The organism is Herbidospora sp. RD11066 (genome assembly GCF_054661255.1).
The window spans coordinates 345949-357951 of record NZ_BAAGDO010000005.1 but is presented as its reverse complement, the minus strand read 5'-3'; the positions used below and the strand labels follow the sequence as shown (position 1 = coordinate 357951).

The 12003-nt window shown below is 68.6% G+C and carries 9 protein-coding genes; 5 read left to right on the top strand and 4 right to left on the bottom strand.

Annotation, left to right across the window (positions count from 1 at the left end; translation table 11 throughout):
• The first annotated feature begins 178 nt into the window (after positions 1-178).
• Positions 179-1498, top strand: a complete 1320-nt coding sequence (locus ACYQ78_RS21910; RefSeq protein WP_459802920.1) for an MFS transporter — start codon at positions 179-181, stop codon at positions 1496-1498.
• A 10-nt stretch (positions 1499-1508) separates the two neighbouring features.
• Positions 1509-3461 (top strand): thioredoxin domain-containing protein, encoded by a 1953-nt coding sequence (locus ACYQ78_RS21905; protein WP_459802734.1) that lies wholly within the window; start codon positions 1509-1511, stop codon positions 3459-3461.
• A gap of 135 nt (positions 3462-3596) precedes the next feature.
• Here the strand turns inward: ACYQ78_RS21905 and ACYQ78_RS21900 are convergent, their stop codons facing one another.
• Positions 3597-5717 (bottom strand): transglycosylase domain-containing protein, encoded by a 2121-nt coding sequence (locus ACYQ78_RS21900; RefSeq protein ID WP_459802733.1) that lies wholly within the window; start codon positions 5715-5717, stop codon positions 3597-3599.
• Between the two features lie 89 nt (positions 5718-5806).
• Entirely contained in the window at positions 5807-6274 is a 468-nt protein-coding gene (locus tag ACYQ78_RS21895) for an Lrp/AsnC family transcriptional regulator (protein WP_061298508.1), read from the bottom strand.
• 96 nt (positions 6275-6370) lie between these two features.
• Here ACYQ78_RS21895 and hppD point away from each other — a divergent pair, with 96 nt between their 5' ends.
• The 3 genes from hppD to ACYQ78_RS21880 are packed head-to-tail and all read left to right on the top strand — an operon-like array spanning position 6371 to position 9542.
• Positions 6371-7465 (top strand): 4-hydroxyphenylpyruvate dioxygenase, encoded by a 1095-nt coding sequence (hppD, locus tag ACYQ78_RS21890; protein WP_459802732.1) that lies wholly within the window; start codon positions 6371-6373, stop codon positions 7463-7465.
• A 60-nt stretch (positions 7466-7525) separates the two neighbouring features.
• Positions 7526-8083, top strand: coding sequence for an RDD family protein (locus tag ACYQ78_RS21885; RefSeq protein ID WP_459802731.1), 558 nt, complete (start codon positions 7526-7528; stop codon positions 8081-8083).
• A gap of 58 nt (positions 8084-8141) precedes the next feature.
• Positions 8142-9542: a M1 family metallopeptidase gene (locus ACYQ78_RS21880; RefSeq protein ID WP_459802730.1), complete on the top strand. Its 1401-nt coding sequence runs from the start codon at positions 8142-8144 to the stop codon at positions 9540-9542.
• Positions 9543-9862: 320 nt separating this feature from the next.
• Here ACYQ78_RS21880 and ilvA read toward each other — a convergent pair whose 3' ends face one another.
• Both ilvA and ACYQ78_RS21870 read right to left on the bottom strand, forming a co-directional pair.
• Positions 9863-11077 (bottom strand): threonine ammonia-lyase, encoded by a 1215-nt coding sequence (gene ilvA / locus ACYQ78_RS21875; protein ID WP_459802729.1) that lies wholly within the window; start codon positions 11075-11077, stop codon positions 9863-9865.
• Between the two features lie 16 nt (positions 11078-11093).
• Positions 11094-11696, bottom strand: a complete 603-nt coding sequence (locus tag ACYQ78_RS21870) for a LysE family translocator (RefSeq protein WP_459802728.1) — start codon at positions 11694-11696, stop codon at positions 11094-11096.
• Positions 11697-12003 lie beyond the last annotated feature (307 nt).

Below are 12003 nucleotides of genomic sequence, written 5' to 3'. Positions count from 1 at the left end.
GGAAGACGGTGCGCGCCGCCTGGTACATGGGAGTCCCTCGCCGAAGCCGGCGCCCACGAGTCCCCGTGAGCGGCCGAAACCTCCCGCGATCACGGTGACGGGCGAGAAGCCGCGGGCCCTCCCCCAGGTCTTCACCTACACATGGCTCGGCTCCGCGTCCGCGACCTTCGGCATCCAGATGGTCGGCGTGGCGTACCCCCTCCTGGCGCTCCAGATGGGACATTCGCCGGTTTCGGTGGCTTGGGTGAGCTTCGCGTGGTTGCTACCCAATCTTCTGTTCCATTTGCCCGCGGGCGCGATTGTCGACCGATGGGACCACCGCCGCATCATGGTGATAAGCGAGGCGCTGAGATTTGCCCTCATCACCGTGACATTCATAGCGCTCGGCCTTGATGCCCTTGAATTTCATCATCTAGTGCTGGTTGCTGCAATCGAAGGCACTCTGTCCGTTTTTTATGCGGTATCGGAAACCACCCGAATACCACAACTGGTGCACGGCGAGGCCGCGCTCACCAAAGCGGTGGCCCGCAGCGAAGGCGCCGCGCACCTCGCCGTGATGGTCGGCCGGCCGATGGCCGGAGCGCTCTTCGGCGCCACGATCATCGGCCCGTTCATCGTCAACTTCCTGCTCTGCTTCGTCTCGCTCGTCGCGGTCGGCCTGGCCAGGAAGAGGGTGATCACGCGCTGGCCAAAGCCGCCACGCCGGAGCATCTTCGCCGAGACCAGAGAAGGCGTCAGGGAGCTGCGGCGGCTGCGCTACCTGGTCGCCGCGACGCTGCTGACCACGGTGACCAACATCGTCTGCAGCGCGGTTCTGATCATCTTCCTGGCCAACTCCGACAGGAACGACTCGGCCTTCATCGTCGGCGTGATCATGGCGGCCACCGGGGTGGGCGGTCTCCTCGGCTCCGCCGCCACCGAGCCCTCTCGCCGCCTGGCCCGTCATCTCGACGCGAACCGTGAGCAGCCCCGGAAGATCTCGATGCTGCTGGTGCATCTGTGGATGTGGGTCGCGGCGATGGTCGTGCTGGCCCTCAACCAGCAGCCGTGGGCGTTCCTGGTCGCGCTGCTGATCATGGGTCTGGCGGGCGGGCGGAGCAACGTCACCATCCGCGAGTTCAGCGGCCTCTACGTCGCGCCCGAGAAGCTGGGCCGGGTCGTCGGGGTCACCCGGCTGTTCGGCTTCGGCGCCGTCGCCATCGGACCCCTGGTCGGCGGGGTGCTGGCCCAGTCGGTCGGGCAGCGCACCTCGATCAACCTCATGCTGGTCGTCCTGATCGCCATGGGGCTCTTCTTCACGTTCGTCCCCCGGGCGCGGGCGCGTTTCTTCAAAGACGGCAACCTCGCGCAGGCCACCCCGTCTGCGGAGATCGCCCATGTCGCGCCGGTGAGCTGGCGGCGGCCGAAGTCCACGCTCGACCGGGCCGAGCGGGCCCTGCTGACCCGGGCTCCCCTCAACGGCCTACGGCGGGCGGAGCTGTCGGAGTTGCTCACCTAGGCTTGGCCGTATGAACCGGCTGGCCGGGGCCACGAGTCCCTACCTGTTGCAGCATGCCGACAATCCCGTCGACTGGTTCGAGTGGGGTGACGACGCCTTCGCCGAGGCGCGGCGGCGTGACGTCCCCCTCCTGATCTCCGTCGGCTACTCCGCCTGCCACTGGTGTCACGTCATGGCCCACGAGTCCTTCGAGGACAAGGGCACCGCCGCGATCATGAACGCCCGTTTCGTCAACATCAAGGTCGATCGCGAGGAACGGCCCGACGTCGACGCCGTCTACATGGCCGCCACGCAGGCCATGACCGGGCAGGGCGGCTGGCCGATGACCGTCTTCGCCACCCCCGACGGCCACCCCTTCTACGCGGGCACCTACTTCCCCCGCCAGGGGTTCCAGCGCCTGCTCATGGGCGTCCATGAGGCCTGGACCACCGATCGCGCGGCTGTGCTCGACCAGGGGTCCAAGGTCGTCGAGGCGCTCAACGAGCGCGCCGCGCTCCCCTCCGGTCCCCTGCCGACGAAGGAGACGCTGGAGGCGGCGGTCGCCAGCCTCCAGGAGACGTTCGACGAGGAGCGGGGCGGGTTCGGGTCCGCGCCGAAGTTCCCGCCGTCGATGGTGCTCGAGTTCCTCCTGCGTGTACGCACTCCGCACGCCCGCACCATGGCGGACAAGACCCTGGAGTCGATGGCCAGAGGCGGCCTCTACGACCAGCTCGCGGGCGGGTTCGCCCGCTACAGCGTCGACGACTCCTGGATCGTCCCCCACTTCGAGAAGATGCTCTACGACAACGCGCTGCTGCTGCGCGTCTACGCCCACTGGTGGCGCGACACCGGCTCCCCATTGGCCAAGCGCATCGCCCTCGAAACCGCCGAGTGGATGATCGCCGAGCTCCGCACCCCCGAGGGCGGTTTCGCCTCGGCACTCGACGCCGACAGCGAGGGTGAGGAAGGGCGCTTCTACGTCTGGACGCCCGACCAGCTCCAGGAGGTCCTCGGCCAGGCCGACGCCGCCTGGGCGGCGGAGCTGTTCGAGGTCACCGGCACGTTCGAACACGGCACCTCGGTCCTCCAGCTCCTCGACGACCCCGACGACCGGGACCGCTACGAGTCGGTCCGTTCTCGCCTTCGGACGGCGAGAGAACTGCGGGTCCGGCCCGGCCGCGACGACAAGGTGGTCGCGGCGTGGAACGGGCTGGCCATCGCCGCCCTCGCCGAGACCGGCGCCCTGCTCGACCGCCCGGCGCTGGTCGACGCGGCGACCAAGGCGGCGGAGCTCCTCGACGCGGTCCACATCACCGACGGCCGCCTGGTCAGGACCTCCCGCGACGGCCACGCGGGGGCCAACGCCGGAGTGCTCGAAGACTACGCCGACGTCGCCGAGGGGTTCCTCACCCTCTACGGCATCACCGGCGACCAGCACTGGTACACCCGCGCCGGAGCCCTGCTCGACACCCTGCTCGACCGGTTCCCCGACGGCGAGGGCGGCTTCTTCGACACCGCCGACGACGGCGAACGCCTCTTCCAGCGGCCCCAGGACCCGACCGACAACGCCACCCCGTCAGGCCAGTTCGCGGCGGCCGGAGCCCTGCTGTCCTACGCCGCCCTCTCGGGTTCGGCCCGCCACCGCGAGGCGGCCGAAGGCGCGCTGGGCCCGGTCTCCACCCTGGCCGACCGTTACGCCCGCTTCGCCGGCTGGGGCCTGGCCGTCGCGACGGCGGCACTGGCCGGGCCGATCGAGGTCGCCATCACCGGCGCCCCCTCCGACGACCGCACCAAGGCGCTCCACCGCGCCGCCCTCATGTCCGGCGCCCCGGGCATGGTCATCGCCCTGGGCGAGGGCGACGTCCCGCTCATGGCGGAACGCGGCCTCGTCAACGGCGAACCGGCGGCGTACGTCTGCCGCAATTTCGCCTGCCGCCTCCCGGTCACCACCCCGGCCGACCTGCGGGCCGAACTGGCCGGATAGCGGGATCCCGACCTCTTCGGAGGGATCACGGTGAGCCCACACCGACCGTTGTTGATGGGTCGAAGTGGGCTTCACCAGGGCGGATGCCGATCCCGGCGAACCTGGTCGGCGAAGCCCGCAGCCCCGACCGGCCGGTTAGCGAGTTCCTACCGGGATGTCCGGCGGCCCGCCGGTGTCGCTGGGACTGTCCGGCGGTTGTTCGTTGGGCTGTTCGGTCACCGGGGGCTCGTCGTTCGGGCCGCCTCCGTCGGACGGGGGCGGGGTCGTCTCGGGCTGGCTGCCGTCGTCGCCCGGCGGTGGGGTGTTGCCCTCTTCGCCGCCCGGTGGGGTCTGGGCCGGGTCGGGGCTGGGCTGTTCGGAGTCGAAGGTGCGTTCTTCGTCGTCGGTGGGGCGGTAGTAGTCGTTGTCCCAGCGGTAGTAGGTCACCGGGTCGGGGAACTCCTTGACCGGCTTGCCCTCCATTGCGGTCGTCATGAAGGCCTTCCAGATCTGGGCCGGGAGCGTTCCTCCGTAGAGCTCGCCGTAGCCGGGGATGGTCACCGGCAGGTTGTCGTCGCGGAACATGTCGACGGCCACCGACAGCTGCGGGGTGAAGCCGTTGAACCAGACGGCGGCCGAGGCGTCGGTCGTGCCGGTCTTGCCGGCCACCGGGCGGTCGTAGAGGCGGGCGCCGGTGCCGGTGCCGGCCGTGACGACCTGCTCCATGGCGTAGGTGGCGTCGGCGGCGGTGTCTTCGGTGAAGACGCGGCGGCCGGTGGTGTCGGTCTTGCGGGTCTTGCCGGACGCGTCGGTCACCGACCTGATCACGTGGGGGGCGTGGTGCACGCCGCCGGACGCGAACGTGGCGTAGGCCCCGGCCTGCTGCACGGCGCTGACCGACGCCACGCCCAGCGGGAAGGTGGCGGCCTTCTTGTGCGGGGCGAGCTGGACCGAGGGGATCCCGGCCGCCTCGGCGGCTGCGGCGATCTTGTCGAGGCCGATCTTCTGGCCGAGGTCGACGAACGCGGTGTTGACCGAATACTGCGTGGCCTGCACCAGGTTGACCGACCCGTAGGACGAGCCTCCCGAGTTGGGGATGCTGGCGCCGTTCACGTACAGAGGCGAGTTGCCGTAGAAGCGGTCGGTCAGCGGCAGGCCGTCTTGCAGGGCGGCGGCCAAGGCGTAGGCCTTGAAGGTCGAGCCGGCCTGGACCTTCGCGTCGAAGGCGCTGTTCCACTCGCTCTCCGACCAGTTGCGGCCGCCGTAGAAGGCGACCACCTCGCCGTTGCCGGGGTCGACGGCGGCCAGGCCCGCGCGGACCTTCTTCGGGGTGCCCTCGGGGAGCACCTCGGTCACCGCGTCGGAGGCGGCGGTCATCAGCTTCTTGTCGAAGGTGGTGGTGACCTTGAGGCCGCCCTGGGAGATGTCTTCGTCGGTGTAGCCCAGGCGGTTGAGCTCGTGGGACACCTGGGCGACCATGTAGCCGTTCTGGCCGGACAGCGACAGCGGCTTCTTCTGCTTCTCCAGCTTGGGGAAGGTCATCTGGGCGGCCTGCCCGGCGGTGACGGCGTTGGTCTTGACCATGCCGTCGACGACCGACTTCCAGCGGGTCTGGGCGGCGGTGAGCATCGCGCCGGTCGGGTTGGCGAAGTTGGACGGCTGCTGGATCACCGCGGCCAGGTAGGCGCCCTGCGCGGGGGTGAGCTTGCCGACGTCGACCCGGAAGTAGGCCTGGGCGGCGGCCTGGATGCCGTGGGCACCCCGGCCGAAGTAGATCGTGTTGAGGTACTGCTCCAGCACCCAGTCTTTCGACTTGGAGCGATCCACTTTCAGGGAGATCATGATCTCCCTGAGTTTCCGGCCGATGGACCGTTCCTGGCTCAGGCCGCTGTAGTAGTTGCGCACCAACTGCTGGGTGATCGTCGAGCCGCCCTGGATCTGGTTGCCCGTGAGCGTCGACCACATCGCTCTGGCCGTACCGGAAAGAGAGATGCCCTGGTCTTGGTAGAAGGTGCGGTTCTCCGCGGCGATGACGGCCTCTCTGACCGCTTTCGGCACCGCCGACAGCGGCACGGCCTTGCGGTCGACGCCCTGGCTGGCCAGCACCGTCTTGCCGTCGCGGTAGTAGTAGACCGAGCCCTGGGCGGTGGCGCCCTCTTGCGTCGTGTCGGGGATGGGGGTGAGCACCCAGATCACCGCGAATCCACCGATCATGGCCACGGCGGCGACGCCGAAGCCGATCAGGGCGATGCGCAGGAACCTCCGTCGGGGCCACAACCCCGCGATTCTCCTGCCGATCCCCACGCGCACCCCCCGGCCGACGATGAACCATCACCGTAAACGATACGTCGTGATGCTCCGTGCACTTAGCGCTGTGCCGCCCTGACCAGCGGAAGTGTGCGGTAAGGGACGGGTGTGTCCAGAGCGATCACCGATTCGGTGCGCATGACCCCGTGGAGGTCGACGATCAGGTCGATGACCCGCTGGAGGTCGGCGTTGCTCCGGGCGACGATACGGCACAGCATGTCGCCGCTGCCGGTGATCGTGTGCACTTCCAGCACCTCGGGGATCCGGCCGAGCCGGTCGGCCAGCGGTTCGTGGCCGGACATCTGCCGGATCTGGAGGGTGACGAAGGCGGTCACGTCGTAGCCGAGGGCGGCCGGGTCGATCTCGGGGCCGAACCCGATGATCACACCCCGCGCGACCAGCCGGTCGAGCCGGGCCTGGACGGTGCCGCGCGCGACGTTGAGGCGGCGGCTGCACTCGAGTACCCCGATTCTGGGCTCCTCATTCAGCAATGCCACAAGCCGGATATCAAGCTGGTCAACGCTCACAACTTTTCTCTTCCCGGTACGTCTTCCGCTAGACACATTGTCCACTGTTTTCGGACACGGTTGCACAGACTGGACACCGAGCAACAGAGTGGCCCCATGAGCGATGACGTGTTCCCTGTCCACGGCATGGACGCGGTCGTGTTCGCGGTAGGCAACGCGAAGCAGGCCGCCCACTATTACTCGACGGCTTACGGGATGACCCTGATCGCGTACAAGGGTCCTGAAACCGGGAGCCGCGACGAGGTCGCCTATGTGCTCAAGTCGGGCGGTGCCCGGTTCGAGTTGCGTGGCGCGATCAGGCCCGACTCCGATCTGGCCCGCCATGTGGCCGCGCACAGCGACGGCGTGATCGACCTGGCCATCGAGGTGCCCGACGTCGAGGCGGCCTACCGGCACGCGCTGGCCCAGGGCGCCACCGGCATCGCGGAGCCGTACGTGATGGAGGACGACCACGGCAAGGTGGTGCTCGCGGCCATCGCCACCTACGGCGAGACCCGCCACACCCTGGTCGACCGGTCGAACTACAACGGCGTCTACCTGCCCGGATACGTCGAGGCCAAGCCCATCGTGGAACCCGGCAAGCGGATGTTCCAGGCGGTCGACCACTGCGTCGGCAACGTCGAGCGCATGGAGGAATGGGTCGAGTTCTACGAGCGGGTCATGGGCTTCACCCGGATGGCCGAGTTCATCGGCGACGACATCGCGACCGAGTATTCGGCGCTGATGTCCAAGGTCGTGGCCGACGGCACCCGCAAGGTCAAGTTCCCGCTGAACGAGCCCGCGGCCGGCAAGAAGAAGTCGCAGATCGACGAGTACCTGGAGTTCTACGGCGGCCCCGGCGTGCAGCACATCGCGCTGGCCACCAACGACATCCTCGACACCGTCGACCGCATGCGCGCCGCCGGGGTGGAGTTCCTGGCCACGCCCGACTCCTACTACGACGACCCCGAACTGCGTGAGCGCATCGGCAACGTGCGCGTCCCGGTCGAGGAGCTGAAGAAGCGCCGCATCCTGGTCGACCGCGACGAAGACGGCTATCTGCTGCAGATCTTCACCAAGACCGTGCAGGACCGTCCGACGGTGTTCTTCGAGCTCATCGAGCGGCACGGCTCGCTCGGCTTCGGCAAGGGCAACTTCAAGGCCCTGTTCGAGGCGATCGAGCGCGAGCAGGAGCTCCGCGGCAACCTGTAGATCCCTTCCTTTACTTTGCGGCGGATTTGTCCTGGTCCGCGGCGGGTGATCACTCCCGGTATGGCTTCTCCGACTCCGCCGCCGGGTGATCTCCCGGGCCAGGACCCGTCCCAGCCCTGGACACCGCCGCCCGCGCCGGGCGGGCGCCCCCCTTACGGGACGCCCGGCCCCGGCGCGCCGCCACCGGCCGGCCAACCCCTCGCGGGCCGGTGGCGGCGACTCTTCGCCGGCATCGTGGACGCGATCATCGTCGGCATCCTCTCGACCCCGTTCACGTACGACACGTGGGCGGAGGTGTACGACGAGCGCACCGGCGTGTGGCACACCGAGCAGGTCACCCACTGGTTCTGGGGCTTCCTCATCGGGTTCCTCTACTACTGGCTCTTCCACGCCTACTGGAACGGCCAGACGCCCGGCAAGAAGATCTTCCACATGCACGTCGTCCGCGAGAACGGCGCGCGCATCGGCGTCGGCCAGGCCGCGGTCAGAGCGATCGTGTACGTCGTTCTCACCGCCACCTGCTGCCTCGGCTTCATCGACCTCGTCTGGATTTTGTTCGACCGCAGAAAGCAGGCACTGCACGACAAAGCGGCATCAACCCTGGTCGTCGATGCCTGAGGGTGTCCGCGAGCTCGCATAAGGTGTCCCGGCAGGGTCGGTTCGGGGAGGGGCACCCATGCGGCTTTTGGCCAGAGCGCTCTCAGGCGCGCTCGTCGTGATCACACTGGCGGGTTGTTCGCCGTCGGGGGCGTCCGACCAGGGAACGGTGCGTTCCGGCACCGCCGGGGCGGCCGGGATCGGTGACCCCGACTTCCCCGCCGACGGCAACGGCGGCTACGACGTCGGCCACTACACCCTGGCGCTCGGCTACGACCCGCAGTCCCGCAACCTGGCCGGAACCGCGACGATCGACGCCACCGCGACCCAGCACCTGTCGAGCTTCAACCTCGACCTCCACGCCTTCACGGTGAGCTCGGTGACCGTGGGCGGCCGTCCGGCGGCGTTCACCCGCTCGGGCGACGAACTGACCGTCACCGCGAACCTGCCGAACGGCACCCCGTTCCGCACGGTGGTGACCTACCAGGGCGAACCCAAGCCGGTGCGCGACTCGTCCAACCTGGGCACCTACGGCTTCATCCCGACCAAAGACGGCTCGTTCGTCACGTCGGAGCCCAACGGCGCGAAGACCTGGTTCCCGGCCAACGACCACCCGGCCGACAAGGCGACCTACGACTTCCACCTGACCGTCCCCGAGGGCGTGACCGCCATCGCCAACGGCGAGCTGGCCGGTGAGCCGACCTCGGGGGGCGGGAAGACCACGTTCGTCTGGCGCGAGACCCACCCGATGGTCAGCTACCTGGCGACCATGACCACGGGCGACTTCCTCGTGAAGACGGGCAACTCCGAGGGCGGCATCCCCGTCTACGCCGCCGTCGATCCCCGCTACCGGTCACAGCTGGAGCGGCTCTACGACATCTCGGCCCGGATCACCGACTATTGGGTGTCGGTCTTCGGGCCCTACCCCTTCAAGTCGACCGGCGGCATCATCGACGACTTCGCCTCCGGCTACGCCCTGGAGAACCAGACCAAGCCGATCTACGGCGGCTTCGAGCCCGACGAGGGGATCATCTCCCACGAGCTGGCCCACCAGTGGTTCGGCGACAGCGTGAGCATCTCCCGCTGGAAGGACCTCTGGCTCAACGAGGGCTTCGCGACCTACGCCGAGTGGCTGTGGAGCGAGCACCAGGGCCAGAGCACCGTCCAGCAGATCTTCGACCGCCACTACCTCAACAGCAGCGACCCGATGTGGAACTACCCGCCGGGCATCGCCCAGAAGAACGACTTGTTCAACAACTCGGTCTACACCCGGGGCGCGATGGCCCTCCACGCCCTGCGCGCCCGCCTGGGCAACGACGTGTTCTTCAAGGTGATCCGCCAGTGGGCCACCGACCACCTCCACGGCAACGCCACGACCGACCAGTTCATCGCCCTGGCCGAGAAGACCTCGGGCCAGAAGCTGGGCGACCTGTTCGACGCCTGGCTCTTCACCAAGGGCCGCCCGCAGACACTGAGCTAAGAGGTCCTACAAAATGACCCCGACAATAGGGCTGCTCTCCGTTGTCTTGCGCCGACCATGCAGGTGACGCACCTCGCCGCACCGGCGCTGAGACCGGTTGATCTAAGAGCTCCTAACAAAATGGCTCCGGTGCCCGACAACTCGCCGTTGCCAAGCACCGCCTCTGCAGGTGATGCATCTCGCCGCACCGGCACCGGGTTCAGATGGCTTCATTTTGTTAGGAGCTCTAGCGCCCTTCTCGCCACGCGGCATGGTGGCGCTCGCAGACGCGGGGTTGGGAGCCTGTCGCAGCACCCGGGCCAGGACGGCTCCGCCGCCGTTCAGGAGAAGATCAGTTTGTAGCCGTCGCGCCGCAGGGCGGCCAGCAGGTCGTCGCAGTGGTCGGGGCCGCGGGTCTCTAGCTGGAGCAGCACCTCGGCCTCGTCGAGGTGGAGGCGGGCGCCGACGCGTTCGTGGACGACGTCGAGGATGTTGGCCCGCAGTTCCGCCAGGCGGCGGAGCAGCGCGGCCAGCGCGCCAGGCCGGTCGGGCAGGCGGATGCGGAAGGCCAGGTAGCGGCCGGCGGCGGCGAGGCCGTGGCGGAGGACGCGGGCCAGCAGCAGCGGGTCGATGTTGCCGCCCGACAGCACCGCCACGACCGGGGGTTCGAAGGCGTGGGGCTTGTCGAGCAGGGCCGCCACCCCGGCGACGCCCGCCGGTTCGACGACCATCTTGCCGCGTTCGAGGCAGAGCAGCAGGGCGCGCGACAGCGACTCCTCCGAGACGGTCACCACCTGGTCGACCAGGTAGTGGATCATCTCGAACGGCAGGTCACCGGGGCGGCCGACGGCGATCCCGTCGGCCATCGTGAACTGGGGTTCGACCATCACCGGGTGGCCCGCCGCGAGCGACTCGGGATAGGCGGCGGCGCGTTCGGCCTGGACGCCGACCACACGTACACCCGGACGGAGATGCTTGGCCGCCAGGGCCACACCCGCCGCGAGGCCCCCGCCGCCGATGGCGACCACGATGGTGCCCGTCTCGGGGAGCTGTTCGATGATCTCCAGCCCGATCGTGGCCTGACCGGCGATGACGTCGGGGTGGTCGAAGGGGTGGATGAAGACCGCGCCGGTCTCCTCGGCGTGGTGCTTGGCGGCGTGGAGCGCGTGGTCGACGGTGTGACCGGCGAAGATGACCTCGGCGCCGTAACCCCGGGTGGCCTCGATCTTGGGCAGCGGCGCGCCCTCGGGCATGAAGACGGTCGACTTGGCGCCCAGCAGCCCCGACCCGAAGGCGACCCCCTGCGCGTGGTTGCCCGCGCTGGCCGCGACGACCCCTCGGGCCCGCTCCTCCTCGGTCAGCCGCGCGATCCGCACGTAGGCGCCGCGCACCTTGAACGACCCGGCCCGCTGGAGGTTCTCGGCCTTCAGGTAGACGGGCCCGCCGATCGTCTCGGACAGCACCCGCGAGTGCACCATCGGCGTATGGGCGATCACGCCTTTGAGCAGTTCCCGGGCGGCGAGCACGTCGTCGTACGTCACCTGCGCTACAGCCATGCGCGCCATCCTTCCACTACGGCGTCGCGAGCACGGCCTTGGACCGGTCGGCGGCCAGATGCACCGCGAAGGCCCCCAGAACGGTCCCGGTCACATAGCGCTGGATCTTGACGGCGGTCGGCCGGGTCGAGAGGTAGGCGGCCAGCCCGCCCGCGCCCATGATGATCACCGCGTTGACGAGGATGCTGATGCTGATCTGTACGCTCCCCAGCGCGAAACTCTGCAGGATCACATGGCCGTGCGAGGGGTCGATGAACTGCGGCAGCAGCGACATGTAGAGGATCGCGACCTTCGGATTGAGCAGGTTCGTGACCATGCCCATGACGAACAGGCGGCCGTTGGAGTCCTGCGGCAGCTCTTTGGTCGCGAAGACGGCCTGGCCACCGGGCTTGACGATCTTCCAGGCGAGCCAGAGCAGATACGCCGCACCGGCGAGCTTGATCGCGGTGTAGGCCGCCGGGACCAGCGCGAAGATCGCGGTCAGCCCGAGACAGGTGGCGATCAGGTAGACGACGAACCCGACGAACGTCCCCATGAGCGAGACCAGCCCGGCCTTACGACCTTGGGAGATCGCCCGCGAGGCCAGATAGATCATGTTCGGCCCGGGAGTCAACACCATCCCGAGCGAAAGCACAGCAATCCCGACGAGCGCACCCCACTCCATGAACAGGTGCAGCTCAGGGCCAATCGGGAATATTCCCGGCCCGACGTGTGGGCTTTCCCACAGCAGAGCAGCGAAGCAGGCGCAGAGCCGCCCCCACCTCCACATCCGGCGCTCCGCGCCAGAAATTTCGGCATATGCACTCTGCGGATGACGCTCCGCGGAAGCATCGGCTCGCGGCGGCTCAGGTACCCGTTTCCGGTTCTCGCAGACCGGTCATGCAGACCGCACCCAGGCTCGCGTGAACCGCACCCCGCTCACGTGA

What these genes read in the sequence shown, in the direction of transcription:
- ACYQ78_RS21910 (WP_459802920.1), top strand. Translation starts at nt 179, where the DNA reads ATGGTCGGCGTGGCGTACCCCCTCCTGGCGCTCCAGATGGGACATTCG.
- ACYQ78_RS21905 (WP_459802734.1), top strand. Translation starts at nt 1,509, where the DNA reads ATGAACCGGCTGGCCGGGGCCACGAGTCCCTACCTGTTGCAGCATGCC.
- hppD (WP_459802732.1), top strand. Translation starts at nt 6,371, where the DNA reads ATGAGCGATGACGTGTTCCCTGTCCACGGCATGGACGCGGTCGTGTTC.
- ACYQ78_RS21885 (WP_459802731.1), top strand. Translation starts at nt 7,526, where the DNA reads ATGGCTTCTCCGACTCCGCCGCCGGGTGATCTCCCGGGCCAGGACCCG.
- ACYQ78_RS21880 (WP_459802730.1), top strand. Translation starts at nt 8,142, where the DNA reads ATGCGGCTTTTGGCCAGAGCGCTCTCAGGCGCGCTCGTCGTGATCACA.
- ilvA (WP_459802729.1), bottom strand. Translation starts at nt 11,077, where the DNA reads ATGGCTGTAGCGCAGGTGACGTACGACGACGTGCTCGCCGCCCGGGAA.
- ACYQ78_RS21870 (WP_459802728.1), bottom strand. Translation starts at nt 11,696, where the DNA reads ATGGTGTTGACTCCCGGGCCGAACATGATCTATCTGGCCTCGCGGGCG.